The sequence below is a fragment of the Kribbella sp. ALI-6-A genome, from assembly GCF_001984195.1.
GTDB lineage: Bacteria > Actinomycetota > Actinomycetes > Propionibacteriales > Kribbellaceae > Kribbella.
Genome location: NZ_MTQN01000008.1, coordinates 141,431 through 160,965, shown reverse-complemented (window position 1 = coordinate 160,965; position 19,535 = coordinate 141,431). Strand labels below are relative to the sequence as shown.

Here is a 19,535-nt window from a genome sequence, read left to right as displayed (position 1 = left end):
CGGTCCTTGCGAGTGCCTTACGGATCACCTTTCACCGCTGGACCGGTGGGTCGGAGGGCGTCCCACTACTCGCCGCGGACCGCCGGCGGGCAGGTCGTCTCCAGGTGCTTCCCGACCGCGGTGACCACGTCGTCACTGGCCTCGCCGAGCGCGACCAGGCGGTCAGTGCCGAGCGTGTCGACGACCAGCTCGCGAATCAGCGCGGCGTGCGCCGGCGCGCAGGCGCGGATCGCGTCGAGCCCCTGGTCGGTGATCGCGATCTCGGGGTAGCGCGCGTCGCAGGCGACCTTGGCGATCAGGCCACGCTTCTCCATCCGGGTCAGGTGGTGCGACATCCGGCTCTTCTCCCACTGCGTCGCCTGCCCCAGCTCGAACGCCCGCATCCGCCCGGTCGGCGCCTCGGACAGGTTGACCAGGATCTCGAAGTCGGACGCGGACAACCCGAACTCGCGCTGCAGATGCCGGGCCACGTGCGTCTCCAGCAACTTCCACATCAGCAGATAGCTGCGCCATGCCTTCTGCTCGTCATCCTCGAGCCACGGTTCGTTCGCCACGTCACCATCCTACCCGGCAGGGTTGACGTATCAACCATTTGAGGTACTGTCGATTGAGTTGAAGCTTCAAGCCAATTCAGGGAGATGTCAGCAATGACGGAGCAGAAGTTGATCGCGGTGGTCGGAGCGACCGGTTCACAGGGCGGCGGGCTGGTCCGGGCGATCCTCGCCGACGGCGGCCGCGAGTACGGCGTACGGGCGCTGACGCGGGATCCGGAGTCGGCGAGCGCACGGGCGCTCGCTGAGGCCGGGGCCGAGGTGGTCGCGGCCGATCTGGACGACGAGGCGAGTGTGCGGAAGGCCTTCGAGGGCGCGTACGGCGCTTTCGTGGTGACGAACTACTGGGCGCCGATGACGCCCGAGCAGGAGGCGGCGCGCAGCCGCGCCGAGATGGAGCTCGAGCAGGCGGGCAACGCGGCCCGCGCCGCTCGTGACGCCGGCCTGCGGCACGTGATCTGGTCGACGCTGGAAGACACCCGCCGGCACTTCGGCGACGACGACCGGGTCCCGAGCCTGGACGACGGCCGGTTCAAGGTCCCGCACTTCGACGCGAAGGGCGAGGCGAACGAGCTGTTCACGCAGTACGGCGTACCGACGACGTTCCTGCAGACCACGTTCTTCTACGAGGCGTTCACGATGGGGATCTGGCCGACGCGCAACGCCGACGGGGTGCTGGAGCTGACGCTGCCGATGAACGAGGAGCCGCTGTCGGGCATCGCGTCGGAGGACATCGGGCGCACGGCGTACGGGATCTTCAAGCGGGGTTCGGAGTTCGTGGGGCGGACGGTGAGCATCGCCGGGGATCACCTGACCGGCAAGGAGTACGCGGCGGTGCTGGCTGAGGCTCTTGGGGAGCCGGTGGTCTACCGGCCGTACTCCTGGGACGAGTTCCGGCAGTCGGGGTTCCCGGGGGCCGTGGAGACGGGGAACATGTTCCAGTTCTACGCGGAGGACTCGGAGCGGTTCACCGGAGATCGGGATCTGAAGTTGGTCCGGGAGTTGAATCCGGAACTGCTGTCGTTCAAGGAGTGGGCCGAAGCGAACAAGGGGCGGATTTCGCGGTAGGTCAGCTGCGAGCCTCGGCGCGGTGGGGTGCCGGGGCTACTCGGCGAGTTCCGGGTCCGTGGGCGGCGGCGGGGTCAACTGCTTGGGCGCTCGCAGGCCCGAGCTGCGGAGTTCCAGATCAGCCAGTTGTGCGATGACCACGGAGTCCCGGTCTCGCCACGCCGTGACCGGATCCGGCGAGATCCTCGCCAGTTTGTGCATCGGCTGGTTGGCCATGGCTCGGAGGGCGAAGAGGTCGAGGTCGGCGGCGTTGTCGATGAATTTCTGGGCGGCGGTGGCTCGGCGGGAGAAGCGGATGCGGCGGGGTAGCCAGATCAGGAGCGCGAACAGGACGGGCAGGCCGATGGTGACGCCGGCCAGGAGGTAGGCGAGTTGTTCGACGGCGTGGGCCTGTTCGCGGCCGGCGTCGGCGAGGCGGACGGCGGCGCCGGCGGCTCCGTCGATGGGGGCGCGGAGTTCGTCGCCGACGACCGGGACCTTGCCGACCGGGCCGGACATGTTGCGGAGGTCCTCGGCGAGGCTGTCGCCGGCGGAGGCGGCCTTGCGGCCCGGGTAGCCGAGGGCGTTGGTGATGCGGAAGACGGCCAGGCCGAGCGCCGTACAGAAGGCGATCCAGCCGAGCAGCATCAGATCGCCGAAGACCTGCCAGAACCGCTGTGTCCGGACCGCGGAGTAGAGCTTCACCGTGCCACCTTCCCCTGGAGCTGCTAGGGGCGTGACACTAACGGCTCAGAGCGACGTGCGCAGGTGCCAGAGGTGGGGGTAATAGCGCAGATCGAGCCGCGATCGCAGATAGCCGGCTCCGGACGAGCCGCCCGTGCCCGGCTTGGTGCCGATCATCCGCTCGACCATGACGACGTGCCGCGCGCGCCAGGAGGCCGCCAGCTCGTCGTGGTAGAGCAGGGCCTCGGCGAGCTCCCACACCGTGCCGTACTTCCCACGGTCCTGCGCGACGGCCGACAGTCCGACGCGCAACTCCTCCTCGGTCTCCGCGCCGAACCCCGCCTCCCGCAGGACGACGAGGAACGCGTCCCACAGCGTCGGCTCCGCGAGCCGCCGCTCCAGCCGCGCGCGTTCTTCGTCGCTCAGCCCCTTGAACCTCTTCACGAACGACGGGTCCTTGGCGCCGGACAGGAACTCGATCTCGCGGAACTGCACCGACTGGAACCCGCTGGCCGGCGACAGCCGGTGGCGGAACTGCCCGAAGTCCTGCGGGGTCATCGTCTCCAGGATGTCGACCTGCTGGGTCAGGGTCCGCTCGATCGTGTGCACCCGGCGCAGCAGGTGCTGGGCGAGCCACAGCTCGCCGGACAGCATCGCGTCGCGGGACGCCGTCATCTCGTGCAGGACCTGCTTGAACCACAGCTCGTAGACCTGGTGGATGGTGATGAACAGCAGCTCGTCGTGCGCGGGCGGATCCGACTCCAGCCGCTGCTGGTCGAGCAGCTGGGGCAGCCGCAGGTAGCTGCCGTAGGTGAGCCGGCCGCCCTCCTCACCGAAGTTCACGTCGACCCCGTCCCACCGCCCGGTGACCGCTTCGGCGCTGGGACGTCCCTGGTCGTTCTCACTCTGGCTGCTCACTTCCTGAGGATAACCGCCGCTACGACGGGTGACCGTGTGGTGGCTGTGACCTGATCGAGCGGCGCGTGTGACGTGACGTCGCGTCGATCGTTGATCCTGGCGTCAACGGGGTCGAAGGAAATGTGGTGGGGCGAGTGCACACGCTGGCGGAGCGAACGACGGTCGAGGTCGGACCGGCCGAGGTCGAGGCGGCGCTGCTGGAGAACTACCCGGCGCTCGTGCGCCTGGCCTACCTGGTCCTTCCGTCCGCCTTGGGCAGGCACCGGCGGATCCTCGCCGCGCACGGTGTCGTGCAACGGGCGCTGCCGGACCGCCGCAGGCTCGAGCGTGAGCTGATCGGCGAGGCCAGCGCGTTCGAGTACATCCGCCGCCGCGTGCTGCGCGACGCCGTACGCCAGGCCCGCGCCCGAACGCCGTTGCGAATGCTGCCGCAGGTGTGGGGACTGCGCCTGTTCCCCCGCTCCGGCGCGGCCGACGACCTGGTGCTCGACCAGGTGATGTCCGGCTGCACGCCGGAGGCCAGGGCCGCCTGGACGCTGGTCCGCATCGAGCACCTCGACGTCACCGAGGCGGAGGCCGAACTCCGCGCGGCGGGCGTCGAGCAGGCGTCCGAGGCGATCAAGGAGGCGGCGGAGCTCGACGAGAGTGCGGTCGCCGGAGTCCGCGGGCCGCTGGGCGCGCAGGTGTTCGACCCGTGCGCCGTGCGGCTGGCGCCGACCGATCTGATGCGCCGGAAGGCGCGCGGCCGGGCGGTGGCGATCGCCGTCACGCTCTTCCTGGCGCTGATCCTGCTGGCCGCCCTCGCGCTGACCGCCGGGAGGGAGCCCACCGCCCAAGCGGCGCCCGTCGCGGCCCAGCAGGAGACCAAGCAGCTCAGCGTCGACGCCCTCCGGCGTACGCGGGTGTTGTGGCAGGACACGGCACGGGTGGACTTCACCGCCTGGCCGGCGCGCGGCAGCCGGATCAACGACCGCGACTTGTTGTCGAAGGCCCTCGACGCCTGGACGAACGGGACCGGCGTGACGTCGGTCGCCGGAGCGTGGACGACCGCGCCCACCGAAGCACCGCAACTCCTGTACGCCGGTGACGTGGACGGCGCGGCGGTGGTCCTCTTCCACGACGGACAGCGCCTCGCGCGTTACACCGACCGCGACGGCGGCAAGGTCGTCGTCGCGCGGACCGACGACGCCGACGTGACGACATCCGCGGTGGTGGCGATCAGCGAGACCGCCCGTGGCGTGCGCTTCCTGACCGCGCCCTGGGTCGCCGAGACCGGGCTGCGCGACCTGAAGAACCCGGACGCGGCGACCGGCAAGCTGCAGACGACCGATGGCATCACCGCACCGGTGAAGCCGCCGGCCGCCAACTGCTCGTCGTGGCCCGCCCTGCACCTGCGCTCGTCGGACGCGATCGCGGAGAACCACGCGTTCCTCGTGACGCATCTCGGTGGGCTGTCCCCGGCGCACCTGACGTACCTGCCGGCGCCGTCGGTCGGTGACGCCCGAGCCCCGCGAGAGGCGACGAGCGGCGCCGCGTTGGTGAGCTGGTCGCGCACGGTCTGCGGACTGCGAACCCTGCAGAACAAGGGTGTCAAGGCCGCCAACAACTGGACCTTCGCCGAGCAGCGGCTGCCGGACGGCACGTACGGCGCCTGGGTGTGCACGCGGTCGGACAGCTGGGCAGGCGGCGGCTGGGCCACCGTGAAGCTGTTCCCGGCCGGGCTTTCCGGGGGCCACGCGACCAACACGGCGATCTGCAGCCGCTTCGACCAGCACGTGCTGGCGACAACCGCGTGGCGTTCGCCGACCGGGGTGATGTACCTGCTCGCGGCCGGGAGCCGGGGCGTCGATCGGCTGACCGTCGGCACGCAGACCGTGCCTGGACCGGTCGTCGCGCTGCCTGGTCGCATGACATCGCGGGTCAGCGCACACGTGACCACCGGCACCACGATCTACCCGCTGCTGAAGTGAAAGCCCTAGCGCGCCTTCGCTTCGGCCGCGGACAGCGGCCGTAGCGTCACGCCGTACGTGCGTGGTGCGGTGGGATCGATCCGGTACGGCGCGAGTACGCCGTTCGGCGTCTCGCCCATGCCGGTCTCCGCGGCGCCGACGTGCAGCGTCACCCAGCCCCTGTTGCGCACGAGCGGGAGCTGGAAGTCGTACTCGGCGCGATCGAGCCGGTCGTACGGCGTGACACTGACGTCGACGGACGCGCCCTGGGCGGCGGCGACGCCGAGACCGTGCTGCTGGTCGGACAGCGAGGCCCAGCGGGTGTCGGTGTGGTTGCCGTGAGCCTGCGGACGGGAGTAGGCGACGTACTGCTGGTCGACCGTGCTGCGGTAGACGCCGATCCGGGTTCCTGACGCGCGGTCGCTGTACGACTCTTCGGGACCGCGGCCGTAGTAGGCGAAGTCGGTGAAGTCGTCGGGGACCTGGAGCTGGAAGCCGAGGCGCGGGAGATACGGCAAGGTGGCGAGCTTGCTGCCGGTCGGGGTGACCTGGTGGGCCAACCCGATCGCGCCGGCGGCATCGATCGTGTAGGTCATCGTCTGCCGGAACGCGAGCTCGGCGGCATGCCCGGGAGCGGCCGCAACGCTCGGCACAACGAGCTGCACGCGGCCGTCCGGGAGGCGACGGGTGGTGACCGTGCCGACGGTGGTCCGGAGCCGGTCGAGGCCGAGCTTGTTCCAGATCAGGCGATCGGCGGTGCCCCAGTCGTAGGTTTCGTTGGACGTCGGCGGGCGCCAGACGTCGAGCACCGGACCGGTCCGCACCAGCTCCTTGCTCCGAGCAACCATGGAGACAAGTCGACCGCCGTCGAAGGTGTAGGCGAAGCCGGTCCCGGAAACGACTGCCCGGCCAGGCCTGATGGTCCGGTACGCCGGCGCTCCGGCTGCCGCCTTGCCGGCGAGCACGGTCCCGCCGAGGGCGAACTGCGCACGCTGCAGCAGCGCGTCGGCGGATCGCCGCGGCGGACCGGGGACAGCAGGGGAGGCGGCAGCGGCATCCACGTTCAAGAAGCGCTCGGGCTGACTCGGAAGTTGCGCCGCTGCCGGGACTCGGATGCTCCGGCTCGAGTTGGGCGGAAGGGTCAGCGGGATCCGGCCTTGGCGGATCACCTTGTCCGCTTCACGAATCGACCAGTTGAGAATGAATGTGAGCGGCGCGAACTGCCGCTCGTTGCGCGCGGTGATCACGCCGGGCTGCGCAGACGTCAACCGAAGCGGCGACTGAGCCCAGGCGAGCTCGGCGGTCTCTGGCTGCAAGGTCCGGTCCGTGCTCACCAGACCATCGGTGCCTGACAGACTCAGGCCGAGGCTGGCGAACGAGCCCTGAGGCGCGGTGGAGTCGAAGTCCAAAGCCAGAACGGTCTCAGCACCCGACAGGATGCGGACGTTGTCGACGGTGCCGTGGGCCAAGCGGGCCCGCGTGTGGTCCTGCTGGAGCTGAGCGTTACGCCCGATGTTGACCTCCCAGACGCTGGGCTCGATGACGCCGGTCGCGGCAGTCCGGGCGACCGGTCGGCCGTCGATCGAGAGCGTCAGCGAGGAGCCGTCGTACGAGCCGGTGACCTGATGCCAGGCCCCTGCCCAATTCGCTGGGACCGGCGCGGTGACCGCCTTCTCCACGCCGTTGAGCGTGACGCGGAACTCCACCGTCGAAGCGTTGGGCATTTGCAGCGCGTACTGATTGCCCTTGGTGACGATCGGGAACGAGCCGGACCAGGCATCGGGCTTCACCCAGGCGTCCACCGTGAGCGGCCCGGCGACGTCGAGCGCCGGATCGCGGAAGACGTCCACGAAGTCGTCCAGCCCGGACAGCACCACACCCTGCCCCGCACGACCGTGACCGAGCTCGGGCTTGCCGACGAAAAAGGCCTGGATCCGCCGCGGCGACGAGTCCGGCGTGACGACCAGCGGCTGGTCGAGGTTCTGCTCGGCCCAGTCCCAGATGAAACCGCCCTGCACCGACGGATACTTGCGCGCCAGCGCCCAGAACTGGTCGAAGTTGCCCAGCCCGTTGCCCATGGCATGCGCGTACTCCCCCATCACGATCGGCTTGCTGAAGGTTTTCGCCTTCGCCTCCAGCGCCGCCGGCGTCGGGTACCGCGGACCGGCCACATCGGCGTAAGGCGCATCGCCGTCGGGCCTGTTCGACTGGTGGTACAGCAACCGGGTCGGCTCGTGCCGGTCGGCCCAGGCGGCCATCGCGAAGTGCGCGGCGCCGAGGCCCGCCTCGTTGCCGGTGTCCCAGAACACCACGCTCGGGTGGTTCTTGTCGCGCTCGACCATCGCGGTGAAGCGATCGGCGTACGCCGCCTGCCACTCCGGCCTGTCGGCCAGGCACGCCTTCGGGCAGGCCTCGTGCGCGTGCGTCTCGATATCGACCTCGTCGGCGATCAGCAGCCCGTAGCGGTCCGCGAGCTCGTACCAGTACGGATCGCTTTCGTAGTGCGAGGTCCGGACCGCGTTGAGGTGCAGCTGCTTCATCAGCCGGACATCGCGTTCCATCGCCGCGCGGGTGACGTGGCGTCCGGTCGCGGGATCGGTCTCGGCCCGATTGACGCCGCGGAACAGCACGCGCTTGCCGTTCAGCAGGACCTGCTTGTTCTTCACCTCGATCTCGCGGAATCCGACCTTCTGACTGGTTCGGTGCACGACCCGGCCGTCTTCGTCGGCCAGCGAGAACACCAGGCTGTAGAGCGTCGGCGTCTCGTCGGACCACTGCGCCGGCGCCTTCACGACGCCACTGAGTTTCAGCTCGCTCCCCTCCGTCGTCCCGCTCAGCGCCGTGACCTCCCGACCGGCCGGATCCCGCAGCGACGCGGTCAGTCGGTGGCCGCGGGCATCGACCAGTTCCGCGTCGACGGTCAGCGTCGCGTCCCGGTACGCCGCGTCGAGGTCGGTGCTGATGGCAAGGTCCTGGATTCTCGATCGCGGAACCGAGTACGAGTAGACGTCACGGAAGATCCCGGCGTACCGCCACTGGTCGAAGTCCTCCAGGTAGGAGCCGGCCGACCACCGGTGAACCTGGACGGCGACCGTGTTCGGGCCGGGCCGGGCGGCGTCGGTGATGTCGAACTCGGCCGGGCTGTAGCCGCCCTGGTCGTAGCCGACGTATTCGCCGTTGACCCAGACGAAGTAGCCGCTGGTCACCCCCTCGAACCGGAGCAGTTGCCGACGGCCCGTTTCGGTGCGCGGAAGGTCGAAGGTCTTGAGATAGGCGCCGGTCGGGTTGACGTCACGCGGTGTCTTCGGCGGCGCGTCCGGCCAGAGCTCCTCCGGGATGTTGCGGAACATCGGATGGTCGAGGAAGTCGCTCTGCCAGGTATGCGGCACCTGCACGGTCGACCAGCCGGCGCCGTCGGACGCGGGGAACCGGGCCGGCACCGCCGACGGCTTGTCGAACAGCCGGAACTTCCAGGCGCCGTCCAGCGATCTCACGTACGGCGTACCGCTGCCGCGCACCGCAGCGGCGTCGTCGGCGTACGGCCACAGCCGGGTGTGCGGTGCGACCTGGCCCTCGGCGACCCGGCCGGGATCGTCCAGGTAGCCGTAGACGTCGTCCGGTCCGTCAGCCCCGGTCGCGCTTCCGACCACGCCGACTATTCCGCACGCGAGCACGAGGGCGAGCAGATACCCGATCGGGCGTCGCAGCCGGTGCATGACTCTCCTCGTCGTGGATCCTGCCTAGGACGATGCACGGGACGGGTCAAGAGTTCGGCGTATTGACGTCGTCACGCACGGCGACCACACTGCGGTGGAAGCGCTCTCTTCCTACCGCCCCAGGGAGATCCCGTGTTCACTGGAATCGTTTCCGCCGTTGCCGTCCTGTCCGTGCCGCTCGGCGCTCCCCAGCCGCCGCCGACTCCCGAGGTGACGATGTCACTCCAGGCAACCGTCTGCAACAAGTACTGCGACGCCCGCGACCCCGCGCTGTCCCCCGGCGACCGCTCGCCGGTGAGTGCCACGCTGTTCGGCCGGACGTTGCGGCTGCATTTCGACGACGCCGACGCGATGGGCTGGGCCTCGATCGAGGGCGGATCGCCCGGCGACGAGGTCTGGCTGGATCGGTCGTTCGACGGCGGCCGGACCTGGTCGTCCGGCAGCCGGCTCGGCCACACCGCGATCCCGGCCGGTCAGACCGCCTGGCGCACGCAGATGTACAACGTCGACGACTGGAACAACCACGGCGTCGGCGCGCTGCGCGCCTGCGGCAAGGCGGGCGACCGCCCAGACATCGCCTGTACGACGTGGGCGCGGACGACCTGGAACGCCGGTGACCGGCGGACCGCGGCGGCGACCGCGCAGATGCAGTTCTACAACTACGGCACCGGCCTGTTCGACACCACCGGCTGGTGGAACTCGGCCAACGCGCTGAACGCGGTGATCGACAACATCCGGGTCACCGGCATGGGCAGTTACCGCTACGCGATCGCCCGCACGTACGACCTCAACCTGAACGCGCAGCAGGGCCAGTTCCGCAACGACTACCTCGACGACACCGGTTGGTGGGGACTCGCGTGGATCGCGGCGTACGACCTGACCGGCGAGGCGCGCTATCTGCAGACCGCTCGCGCGGACGCCGACCACATGGCGGCGTACTGGGACAGCACCTGCGGCGGCGGGGTCTGGTGGAGCCAGGCGAAAACCTACAAGAACGCGATCACGAACTCGCTCTACATCCAGCTCAGCGCGGCGCTGCACAACCGGATTCCCGGCGACACGACGTACCTGCAACGGGCCCAGGCGGGTTGGACCTGGTTCCAGCAGACCGGGATGATCAACGGCTCGAACCTGGTGAACGACGGCATCGACCTGTCCACCTGCAGGAACAACGGGGACGTTGCCTGGAGCTACAACCAGGGTGTGCTGATCGGCGCGCTGACCGAGCTGTCGAAGGCCGCGAGCAACAGCACCTACCTGACGCGTGCACGCCAACTGGCCGACGCGGCGACGACCGCGCCCGGGCTGCACACCGCCGACGGGATTCTGCGCGAGCCGTGCGAGTCCGGCGACTGCGGCGGCGACGGACCGTCGTTCAAGGGCGCGCACGTCCGTGGCTTGGGCAAGCTCAACGCGGCTCTGCCGGACCACCCGTACACGGCGTACTTGCGGCGCCAGGCCGACCGGGCGTTCGCGGCCGACCGGACGGCGATGGACCAGTACGGCCTGCGCTGGTCCGGACCGGTCGACAAGCTCGACGCCGCCCGTCAGCACAGCGCGCTCGATCTCCTGAACGCGACACCCTGAACCGGCCTTGCTCCCGCCGATTACCCTGTCCCGGTGGATCGGCGGGAGTTGCTGGTGGAGGTACGACGGACCCGGAACGACTGCGTGTTCGGCCTGCGGCTCACGCTGGACGCCGGGCGCAGTGAGCGCGGCATCGCGTTCGCCGAAAGCTACGACTACCTGCCGCTGGGCTCCGATCCCGGGCGCGAGTACATCTACTCCGTCTACACCGAGTACGCCGCGCTCGTCCCGCTGACCGAGTTCCTGGAGACGTTGCTCGGGGAGTCCTTCGAGGGCGAGCCCGCCGACCGCCTCGTCGCCTGCTTCCACGCCCTGGTAGCCGCCGGAGAACTCGGCGACGGTCTCCCGTTGCAGGAGAACCATCGCAAGGTCGCCGCCTGGTGCGAACAGGCCGGCATCGCCGCGGAAACCGAGACCTGGACCTGGATCAACTCGGACTGACGGGGGCCCTCCGTTGCCGGAAGGGCCCCGGGTCTTCTCCTCGCGTACCAGTTGATCGCCTTGGTGTTCCGGCGTCGTTACTTGTCCAGCGCCTGATCAGTCGCCAGAGCGATCACCTGCTGCTTGGTGATCCCGCCGGGCTGCGGCGTCCGGCCGGGGTTCTGGACCAGAACCGACGCCAGGTTGCCGTCCGGCTGCAGATAGGCCGCGCCGAGCATGTACTTCTGCTTGCCCTTGCCCTTCGGCGGCACGCCCTCGGCGTACAGGACCTTGCGGCCGTCGGGCATTGTCGTCTCGGTGCAGGTCAGGCCGCCGAGTTCCTCGGAGCACTTGCTGACGAACTGGGCCGAGTCGACTCCGATGATCACCGTCTGCTCGATCGCCCCGGACCGCCACGTCTGGACCAGGCCGAACTGCTCTGGCACGGAGCCGTTGAACGCGTGGGTGAGCGTGCCACCGGTCAGGACCCGCGCGGCGGCCGCGTGCGCCTCGGCGTACGTCGGTTTGAAGTTCTTCAGCTCGTCCTCGGCCCGCTGCTCCTCGGGGGTCAGCGGCGGCAGGTCGACCCGCAGATCGGTGACGAGCGCGAACAGCTTCGCGTCCGTGATGCCCATGCCGCGCACGGGCACGCTCGCGTTGTTACCCCACAGCGGGTTGACCGTCAACGTCACGAATTCGCCGTCGGCTTTGGTGTAGGTGAGTTCCGCGGCCTCACCTCGCCGGCCGAGCTGCGCTGTCCGCCCGTTCGGCAAGGTCACCGCCTTGCAGTCCAGCGCCGGGGTGAACTCCTGGGATCCACAGCGGGCACTGGTAGCGGTCGCTGCCGTGGCCACGCCGATGTCGACGTAGCCGACGCCCTGCTGGCCGGCGATCCGCCAGCCGACCCGCCCTCCACCGCGCCGGATGCCCGGCGTGTGGTCGATGCCGAAGCCACCCTTGCTGCTGTAGTCGAGGTGGACACCCCTCGGGTCGAGGTGCTGCTTCAGCGCAGCCCGCATCGCCTGGTCGAACGCACGATCCTGAGCCTTGTACGCCGCCGGATCGGCGGGATCGGTCACCGGCCCACGGGTCGCCGATGCCGTTGTCGCGGCGGCCGGCAGGTCGCCCTCGACCGGGTTCGCGGTCGGCGTCAGCCAACTGGTCAGCCCGACGACGACCGCGCAGACGGCGGCGGTCGAGCCGAGTCCTCCGGCAGCCGTGAGAGCACGGCGGCGGCGCAATCGGCGGCGGCCTGCCGCCAGGTCGTCCTCCGTGGCGCGCGGCAGCAAGTCGTCCTGCCACCCCGCGGCCTCGCTGAGCCGCCGGCCCAGCTCCTTCTCGTCGATCATCGGTCCTGCCCTCCTACCGTCCCGAATTGGGCGGTGAGCAACTCGGTCAGCCGGGCGAGCGCCCTGGCGTTCTGGCTCTTGACCGTGCCGGGACTGCAGTGCAGATCCGCCGCGGTCTCATCGATCGACATTCCGAGAAAGTGCCGGAGCACGACCACCCGGCGTTGCCCCAGCGGCAGAGTCGCCAGCGCAGCCAGTACGGCGCTGCGGTCCTCGACCGCGGGCGACGCCATCACCGGCTCGTCCAGCCCGTCGAGCCCGGGAGCCTCCCGGCGCCACGGCCGGCGACTCTCGTCGATGCCGGAGTTGACCAGGATGCGCCGGACGTAGGCGTCCACGTTCCCGGCCCGCTGCACCCGCGGCCACGCGACGTACAGCTTCATCAGCGCGGTCTGCACCAGGTCCTCTGCTTTGTGCACGTCACCGCAGAGCAGGTAGGCGATCCGCCGCAACTGCTTGCGCCGGTGCACTACGTACTCGCTGAACTCCTCGTCCCGCGCCGCCATTCGGTCTTCCCCTCACTCGGTCTGTCACCGGTGAATACGAGACGAACGCCGGCTTTGTTGTCAGCCCCCATTGTTCCGACCAGCCGCATCCGGCCGGTGACCGACCGGTGATGCCATGATGTGCCGCATGGAGCTGAAGATGTCGGCGTCGTACGACGCCACCGCTGAGGAAGTCTTCGCGATCGTCACCGACGCCACCTTTCGCGAGCAGGCCTGCGAGAAGACCAAGGCGTTGTCGTACGACGTCCAGGTCAGCACGACCGGGGACGACACCGTCGTCCGGGTCGAGCGCAAGATGCCGTCGAACGACGTACCGGACATCGCCCGCAAGTTCGTCGGCGAGACGCTGACCGTGGTGCAGACCGAGACCTGGCACGCCGCCAAGCCGGACGGGTCGCGCGACGCCGACGTGCGCGGCGAGATCGCCGGGACGCCGGTGACGCTGAAGGGCACCGCGACGATCCGGCCCGACGGCGCGCAGACCGTGCAGACGATCACGCTGGACGTGAAGGTCGCGGTGCCGCTGATCGGCAAGAAGATCGAGCCGTTCGTGGTGGACGCGATCCGCTCCGGCCTGGCCAAGGAGCACGAGCTCGGCCGCTCCTGGCACGACGGCACCAACTGATCGCAGGTGTCTTTGCGGCCCCGCGCTCCACCCGCGGGGCCGTGACATCAGCTCGCTGGGGGGCCAGGCCAGCTGATCGGCGCAGCGACCCCGACCACGCCCTCGATGACCGCCAGCGCCGCGTCCAACTCCGCCAGCTGAGCCGGGCTCAAGGCTCCGAAGACCTCCCGGACGGCTCGCTCGCCGGCCACCGTGCCGGCCGCCAGCGCCTCGGCCCCCCGCCCCGTCAGTACGACGAGCTTCGCCCGCCGGTCATCCGTGGCGGCCTCGCGTTCGACCAACCCGTCCCGCTCCAGCGCCTCGACGGCCTGCGTCACCGAACGCGGCGCATGTCCGAGTTCGTTCGCCAGCTCGGACTGCCGCACCGCGCCCCGCCGGGCCAGCACCTGCAGAACCTTCGTCCGGGCCAAGGACGTCCCTTCCCCGGCCATCCGCTGGTCGACGGTCCGCCGCACCTGATAGCCGACCGTCAGATACCGCAGGCCCACGCGCACCGCCTCGTCCGCCATCGTCGCTCCTTTCGAGCACGAGTATAGTGAGGTACCTCAGCATATCGTCGGAGGAGACCCCATGACCACTCGCCCCGTCATCGTGATGACCGGCGCCACGAACGGACTGGGCCGGCTGGCGGCACTCGAACTCGCCCGCGGCGGCGCCCACCTGGGCCTGGTCGTTCGGAGCGAGCAGAAGGCCGCGGCACTGCGGCAGGAGATCGAGCAGGTCGCACCGGGTACGCCGGTCGACGTCTTTCTCGCCGACCTGTCGTCGATCGCCGAAGTCCAACGGGCGGGCGAACAGATCGACGCGCGCTACCCGCGGATCGACGTGCTGGTCAACAACGCCGGCATCCACGCCTTCTCGCAACGCGTGACACCCGAAGGCCTGGCCGAGATGACGGCCGTCAACTACCTCGCCCCCTGGGTGCTCACCGACGTCCTGCGCGCCAAACTGATCGCCTCGGCGCCGGCCCGGGTCGTCACGGTCACCTCACGGGCGTCGCGCCAGGTCACGTCGCTCGACCTGGACCTCGCGCTCGGCGACATCAGCGACTACGGCCGGCGGGAGTCGTCTCGCCGGTACGCGCTGTCGAAGTTGCTGGCGATCATGTTCACCGAGGAACTCGCCCGGCAGTTGGCGGGCACCGGTGTCGCCGTCATGTGCTGCTGCCCAGGCTTCAACACCACCGGCTTGGGCCGTGAGCTCCCGTTCGCGAGCCTGCTCGAGAAGGCGCTGACCCGGCTCGGTGTCGGCGACCCCCGGCATGGCGCCGGCATCATCGTGCGACTCGCGACCGATCCGGCATTCTCGGCCGGCACCGGCGGCTACTTCGCCGCGCGGGACGCAGAGCCATTGCGCTGCCCCGCCGCCGGAAGCGACCCGAAGGTCCAGCGCGCCCTGTGGGAGGCGACCGGCGACCTGCTCCTCGACGTACGGCGAACGGCCGCGGGCTGACGAGGGTCGCGCTCAGCAGGCAAGGCCGTGTCGCTGCCGGATCGGTGGCGTGGATGGTGGCACTCTGGAGTCGGAGAGTCACCGGAGGTGAGCCTGTCGTGCGTTACAAGCGAAGGACTGCCGCACCGTCGGCCGGCGAGGACGCGCAGTACTGCGTGTTCTGCGAGGCGACGGTGCTCTTCGAGCGGGTCGAGGCCGCGGACCATCCGGTCGACGACCCGGCCGGCGAGTGGATCTGCGTCAGCTGCGGCTCGGCCCTGCTGATCGGACCACCGCTGCAGCATCTCGAACACACCGCCTGAGGGCCGGTACGCCGCTGAGCCAGGCGCGGATGCAGGCTCCCCTGCTGCCGGCATCCGCGCCTTCACCGGCCGCCTACACCGGCGGGCCGAAGCCGCAGAGCACGGGCCGGGCCCGCGCCGGGTCGAGCGCGTTGGCGACCAGCTGCGCGACCGTCGGGTCGAAGGCCAGCCCGACGTGCCCGACCGGGTCCAGCGGACACACGTCCTGGACGAACTGGTTCTTCACCCCGGGCTCCCGGACGAACGACGTCTCGTGCGGCGTCACCAGCGCGTCCAGCCGGGACGCGATCACCGTGTACCTGACTCCGGGCTGGGCGATCGGACCGGCGGTCAACTGCGCCACCGGGGCACCCCCGACGATGAGTTCGTCGCACGCCGGGCAGCCGAAGTCGCGCAGGACCTGGTCGACGAGCGGGCGCAGCCCCAGGTAGTCGCCGACGCTGACCAGCCCGGCGAACGTCGTACCGTGCGTGGGCGGTGCCAGTGCGACGACCTTGCCGACCTTTGCGGCGTACCCGCGGACCTTCGGCCCGTAGAGGCTGTGGAAGCCGCCCTCGGAGTGCCCGACGAGATCGACCTTCGCGGCGCCGGTCGCCGTCCGGACCCGGTCGACGAACGCCTCGATCTCCGCCGACGACCGCACGATGGAGACCGTGCCGCCGACCGGGATCGCGGGCGTCGCCTGGCCGTAGGTGAGCGTGAAGGCGCAGTATCCCCGGGCCGCGAGGTACGGGCCGAGGAAGGAGTAGTTGCCGGGACCGTTGCCGCCGAGGCCGTGCAGCAGGACCAGCGGGTTCGGGTGGGCCGCGGACGGCTTGCAGGCCCAGTTGTCGAAGCCTGACGTGGGTGCGGCGGCAGCCGCGGGCGCGGTCGCGGAGGCGGGCGCGGTCGCGGCGCCGGCCGTGAGCAGGACGGCGGCCAGCAGACCGGCGGCGGCTCGGCGGAGGTGAGGTTTCATCGCGGCTCCCTGAGGGCAGTGTCGTTGGGTGACGACAGGGTGACCGACAGTGGAGCACGTTCCCCGACTCTCGACAAGTCCTCGTGTTCGTAACAGTTCGGCTGGTTACCGACCGGCGGCAGGGGGTAACGTCGGCGCATGGCGCGAGTGATCAGAGGTTTGGACGCGGACCAGCGACGCGCCGAGCGGCGGGAGCAGCTGCTCGACGCCGCGCTCGAGCTGTTCGCCGCGCAGGGGTACCCGAACACGTCGATCGAGCAGATCTGCACCACGGCGTACGTCGGGACCAAGAGCTTCTACGAGGTGTTCGGCAGCCGGGAAGACTGCTACGTCGCGCTGCTCAAACGCACGTCCGAGCGACTCGAGGACACCATGACCACGCTCGCCGCGGCCCACGCCGGAGGCAGCGAACGCGAGGTCGCCCCCGGCCTGCTGTCGGCCTTCGCGCACGCGCTGATCGACGATCCGCGGATCGCCCGGGTCACCTTCGGCCAGGCCGGCGGGATCTCCCCCACCGTCGAGCGGCAGCGCCGGACCAACCGCCGCTGGGCGGCCGGCTTTCTCGAACAGCTCTGGGACGCCTACGACGGTCCGCAGTCCGACCTCGACCGCCACACCCGCCACGGAGTTGCGATCGGGCTGGTCGGCGGCCTGTTCGACCTGATCGCCGACTGGCTGCTGGACGCGGACCTGCACGACCCCAACCAGCTGGAGGACCTGATCGACGACCTGACCAGCTTCTACATCACCGTCCGGCGCGGGCTGATCACCGACAACTGAAAGTCGCCCGGATCGCTGGCCTCCGGCGCCGACCCGGCCTCATCCTGATCCGGGAGGAGGTGGGTCGTGGCGGTCGGCACCCAGGACGACGTACGGCGGCCGCAGGCCGAGCCGCCGGGGTGGGTCGAGGGAACGCTGCGGGTCCTCGGCACCGGACTACTGGGGATCTGGCACCTGCGGCCATCGGCGCGGCGGGCCCGGGCCGACCGGCGTACGACCTGCGGCGGCTGCCGGAAGCGGCATCGCCGCCTGCTCCGGGCGCTCGGCGGACTGGTCGCACTGCAGGTGGTCGGGATCGCGGGCCTGGTCGCATTCGGGCTCGGCGCCCCGGTGTGCCCGCCGCCGCCGACGCTGAACCGCGAGGAGGCGATCGCCTACACGACCGCCGGCGAAGGCCCGTGGTTGCGGACGCGGCAGGTGCTGACCTCCGGGCAGACCGGCCTGGCGTTGCTCTGGGCAAGGACCCGGGACGCCGACGTCTGCAGGTTCGCGCCGAACGGCACGCTGGTGGCGCGGATGGAGTCCGGCTACGCGCGCGGCGGAACGATGTACGGGCACGCATTCCTGACCTCACCCGGGCAGGACCGCACGTACGCCGAGCTGGTACCGATCAAGCGGCACGAGTCCCGGCACACGGTCCAGTGGACGGTCGGTACGGCGCTCGCCGGGCCGCTGGGCTTTCCGGTCGCCTACAGCCTCGACGAGCTCTTCGCTCCCGGCGCCCACAACCACTTCGAGCGGGCCGCCGGCCTCACCGACGGCGGTTACGCGGCTCCGGACACGCCGCCACCGACGGTCGTCCGGGTGTTCCTCGTGCTTGTCCTGCTGGGAGTGGTGACCTTCGAGCGGCACCGGCTGGGCCGGCAACTGACGCTCCTGCGGGCTCACCTCGAACATCAACGCCGTCGCCGCCCGGGCACCGGCCTGGCGGCGACGCTCGCGGAGCATCGCCGCCTGCGGCAGATCGGGTGCCCGAGCTGCGGAGACCTCAGCCCTGGTGCGGGTAGCGGTAGTCCGTCGGCGGGGTGAAGGTCTCCTTCATCGACCGCGGGCTGGTCCAGCGGATCAGGTTCCACAGCGAGCCGGCCTTGTCGTTGGTGCCGCTGGCGCGGGAACCGCCGAAGGGCTGCTGGCCGACGACGGCGCCGGTCGGCTTGTCGTTGACGTAGAAGTTGCCGGCCGCGAAGCGCAGGTAGTCGGCCGCGGCCGCGATCGCGTGCCGGTCCTGGGCGATCACCGCGCCGGTCAGCCCGTACGGCGCCGCGCTCTCCATCTCGCGCAACACCTTGTCGTAGTCCGCGTCGTCGTACACGTGCACGCCGAGGATCGGGCCGAAGTACTCGGTGGTGAAGATCTCGTCGGTCGGGTCGTCGGAGACCAGCAGGGTCGGGCGGACGAAGTAGCCCTCGCTGTCGTCGTACGTGCCACCGGCCAGCACCTCGATCGCGTCGCTGGCCTGGGCCCGGTCGATCGCCGTCTTGTGCTTGGCGAAGGCCCGGTCGTCGATCACCGCGCCGAGGAAGTTCGACAGGTCGGTGACGTCGCCCATCGTCAGCGCGTCGGTCTCGGCGGCCAGGTCGTCGCGGATCTGGTTCCAGACCGAGCGGGCGACGTACGAGCGGCTGGCGGCCGAGCACTTCTGGCCCTGGTACTCGAAGGCGCCGCGCAGCATCGCGGTCTTCAGCACCGCCGGGTCGGCCGACGGGTGGGCGAGGATGAAGTCCTTGCCGCCGGTCTCGCCGACCAGCCGCGGATAGGTCTTGTACGACGCGATGTTGGCGCCGACCGTGCCCCACAGCGACTGGAAGGTCTTGGTGGAGCCGGTGAAGTGGATGCCGGTCAGGTCCGGGTGGGTCAGCGCGGCCTTGCTCACCTCGATGCCGTCACCGGTGACCAGGTTGATCACGCCGGCCGGCAGCCCGGCGGCCTCGAACAGCCGCATCGTCCAGTGCGCCGCGAACTGCTGGGTCGGCGACGGCTTCCAGACCACCGTGTTGCCCATCAGCGCGGGCGCGGTCGGCAGGTTGCCGGCGATCGCGGTGAAGTTGAACGGGGTGATCGCGTAGACGAAGCCCTCGAGCGGGCGGTAGTCCACCCGGTTCCAGACGCCCGGCGACGAGATCGGCTGGTCGCTGACCAGCTTGCGCGCGAACGCGACGTTGAAGCGCAGGAAGTCGATCAGCTCGCAGGCGGCGTCGATCTCGGCCTGCTGCACAGTCTTGGACTGCCCGAGCATGGTCGCCGCGTTCAGCGTGTCGCGCCACGGGCCGGCCAGCAGGTCGGCGGCCTTGAGGAAGATCGCCGCGCGGTCGTCGAACGACAGCGCGCGCCACGACGGCGCGGCCGCGAGCGCCGCGTCGACGGCCGCCCGGCCGTCGGCCTCGGTCGCGTTGCCGAGTGTGCCGAGCACGTGCGCGTGCTTGTGCGGCTGGACGACCTCGATGGTCGCGCCGCCGCCGAGCCGCTGCTCGCCGCCGATCGTGCAGGTCAGGTCGATCGCCCCGGCGGCGTTGAACTCCTTGAGCTTCGCCTCCAGACTGCCCCGCTCGGGCGAGCCCGGCGCGTAGCCCCGCACCGGTTCGTTGGCGGGGGTGGGGACGGCGGTGACGGCATCCATGCTGCGCTGCTCCTCGATCGACTGGGCTGTGGGTACGCCGGTACGTGGCTGCGAGCCCGCGGCGGCCCGATCGG

Annotated in this window: 18 protein-coding genes; 9 read left to right on the top strand and 9 right to left on the bottom strand. The window is 70.3% G+C overall.

The genetic code is table 11. The features are described 5' to 3' along the window. Positions 1–65: 65 nt before the first annotated feature. Positions 66–554, bottom strand: a complete 489-nt coding sequence (locus BWI15_RS06690; protein ID WP_077013429.1) for a MarR family winged helix-turn-helix transcriptional regulator — start codon at positions 552–554, stop codon at positions 66–68. A 93-nt stretch (positions 555–647) separates the two neighbouring features. On the opposite strand from BWI15_RS06690, the gene BWI15_RS06685 reads away from it, so the two are divergent. After that, positions 648–1,619: an NmrA/HSCARG family protein gene (locus tag BWI15_RS06685; RefSeq protein ID WP_077013428.1), complete on the top strand. Its 972-nt coding sequence runs from the start codon at positions 648–650 to the stop codon at positions 1,617–1,619. Positions 1,620–1,655: 36 nt separating this feature from the next. On the opposite strand, the gene BWI15_RS06680 is transcribed toward BWI15_RS06685, so the two are convergent. Then, complete coding sequence (locus BWI15_RS06680; protein ID WP_077013427.1) at positions 1,656–2,303, bottom strand: hypothetical protein; 648 nt, start codon at positions 2,301–2,303, stop codon at positions 1,656–1,658. 45 nt (positions 2,304–2,348) lie between these two features. Then, a complete protein-coding gene (locus BWI15_RS06675; protein ID WP_083750597.1) occupies positions 2,349–3,200 on the bottom strand; it encodes a tryptophan 2,3-dioxygenase in 852 nt (283 codons plus the stop codon). Positions 3,201–3,325: 125 nt separating this feature from the next. Between BWI15_RS06675 and BWI15_RS06670 the strand changes: the two genes are divergently transcribed. Then, positions 3,326–5,170 (top strand): hypothetical protein, encoded by a 1,845-nt coding sequence (locus BWI15_RS06670; protein ID WP_077013426.1) that lies wholly within the window; start codon positions 3,326–3,328, stop codon positions 5,168–5,170. Positions 5,171–5,175: 5 nt separating this feature from the next. On the opposite strand, the gene BWI15_RS06665 is transcribed toward BWI15_RS06670, so the two are convergent. Then, positions 5,176–8,865, bottom strand: coding sequence for a glycoside hydrolase family 2 (locus BWI15_RS06665; RefSeq protein ID WP_077013425.1), 3,690 nt, complete (start codon positions 8,863–8,865; stop codon positions 5,176–5,178). A gap of 132 nt (positions 8,866–8,997) precedes the next feature. On the opposite strand from BWI15_RS06665, the gene BWI15_RS06660 reads away from it, so the two are divergent. Together BWI15_RS06660 and BWI15_RS06655 are read left to right on the top strand one after the other, a co-directional pair. Continuing rightward, on the top strand, positions 8,998–10,452 hold the full coding sequence (locus tag BWI15_RS06660; RefSeq protein ID WP_237771169.1) for a glycoside hydrolase family 76 protein: 1,455 nt from the start codon (positions 8,998–9,000) through the stop codon (positions 10,450–10,452). A 33-nt stretch (positions 10,453–10,485) separates the two neighbouring features. Continuing rightward, positions 10,486–10,893 (top strand): hypothetical protein, encoded by a 408-nt coding sequence (locus BWI15_RS06655; RefSeq protein WP_077013424.1) that lies wholly within the window; start codon positions 10,486–10,488, stop codon positions 10,891–10,893. 77 nt (positions 10,894–10,970) lie between these two features. On the opposite strand, the gene BWI15_RS06650 is transcribed toward BWI15_RS06655, so the two are convergent. Next, entirely contained in the window at positions 10,971–12,221 is a 1,251-nt protein-coding gene (locus tag BWI15_RS06650; RefSeq protein WP_077013423.1) for a hypothetical protein, read from the bottom strand. Beyond that, positions 12,218–12,727, bottom strand: coding sequence for a SigE family RNA polymerase sigma factor (locus BWI15_RS06645; RefSeq protein ID WP_077013422.1), 510 nt, complete (start codon positions 12,725–12,727; stop codon positions 12,218–12,220). The genes BWI15_RS06650 and BWI15_RS06645 overlap by 4 nt, the downstream gene beginning before the upstream one ends. A 127-nt stretch (positions 12,728–12,854) precedes the next feature. Between BWI15_RS06645 and BWI15_RS06640 the strand changes: the two genes are divergently transcribed. Next, a complete protein-coding gene (locus BWI15_RS06640) occupies positions 12,855–13,352 on the top strand; it encodes a DUF2505 domain-containing protein (protein ID WP_237771168.1) in 498 nt (165 codons plus the stop codon). A 47-nt stretch (positions 13,353–13,399) separates the two neighbouring features. Here the strand turns inward: BWI15_RS06640 and BWI15_RS06635 are convergent, their stop codons facing one another. After that, positions 13,400–13,861 carry a MarR family winged helix-turn-helix transcriptional regulator gene (locus BWI15_RS06635; protein ID WP_077013420.1) on the bottom strand — a complete coding sequence of 154 codons (462 nt, stop codon included), beginning with the start codon at positions 13,859–13,861 and terminating at the stop codon, positions 13,400–13,402. A 61-nt stretch (positions 13,862–13,922) separates the two neighbouring features. Between BWI15_RS06635 and BWI15_RS06630 the strand changes: the two genes are divergently transcribed. Next, on the top strand, positions 13,923–14,804 hold the full coding sequence (locus tag BWI15_RS06630) for an SDR family NAD(P)-dependent oxidoreductase (RefSeq protein ID WP_077013419.1): 882 nt from the start codon (positions 13,923–13,925) through the stop codon (positions 14,802–14,804). Between the two features lie 98 nt (positions 14,805–14,902). Beyond that, complete coding sequence (locus tag BWI15_RS06625; protein ID WP_077013418.1) at positions 14,903–15,106, top strand: hypothetical protein; 204 nt, start codon at positions 14,903–14,905, stop codon at positions 15,104–15,106. Positions 15,107–15,179: 73 nt separating this feature from the next. Here the strand turns inward: BWI15_RS06625 and BWI15_RS06620 are convergent, their stop codons facing one another. Continuing rightward, positions 15,180–16,064, bottom strand: coding sequence for an alpha/beta fold hydrolase (locus BWI15_RS06620; RefSeq protein WP_077013417.1), 885 nt, complete (start codon positions 16,062–16,064; stop codon positions 15,180–15,182). A 138-nt stretch (positions 16,065–16,202) separates the two neighbouring features. Between BWI15_RS06620 and BWI15_RS06615 the strand changes: the two genes are divergently transcribed. Together BWI15_RS06615 and BWI15_RS06610 are read left to right on the top strand one after the other, a co-directional pair. Further along, positions 16,203–16,844, top strand: a complete 642-nt coding sequence (locus BWI15_RS06615) for a TetR/AcrR family transcriptional regulator (protein ID WP_077013416.1) — start codon at positions 16,203–16,205, stop codon at positions 16,842–16,844. A 66-nt stretch (positions 16,845–16,910) separates the two neighbouring features. Then, positions 16,911–17,873 carry a hypothetical protein gene (locus tag BWI15_RS06610; RefSeq protein WP_077013415.1) on the top strand — a complete coding sequence of 321 codons (963 nt, stop codon included), beginning with the start codon at positions 16,911–16,913 and terminating at the stop codon, positions 17,871–17,873. On the opposite strand, the gene pruA is transcribed toward BWI15_RS06610, so the two are convergent. Continuing rightward, positions 17,833–19,461 carry an L-glutamate gamma-semialdehyde dehydrogenase gene (gene pruA / locus BWI15_RS06605; RefSeq protein WP_077013414.1) on the bottom strand — a complete coding sequence of 543 codons (1,629 nt, stop codon included), beginning with the start codon at positions 19,459–19,461 and terminating at the stop codon, positions 17,833–17,835. The two genes, BWI15_RS06610 and pruA, sit on opposite strands and share 41 nt — an antisense overlap. Between the last annotated feature and the right edge of the window lie 74 nt (positions 19,462–19,535).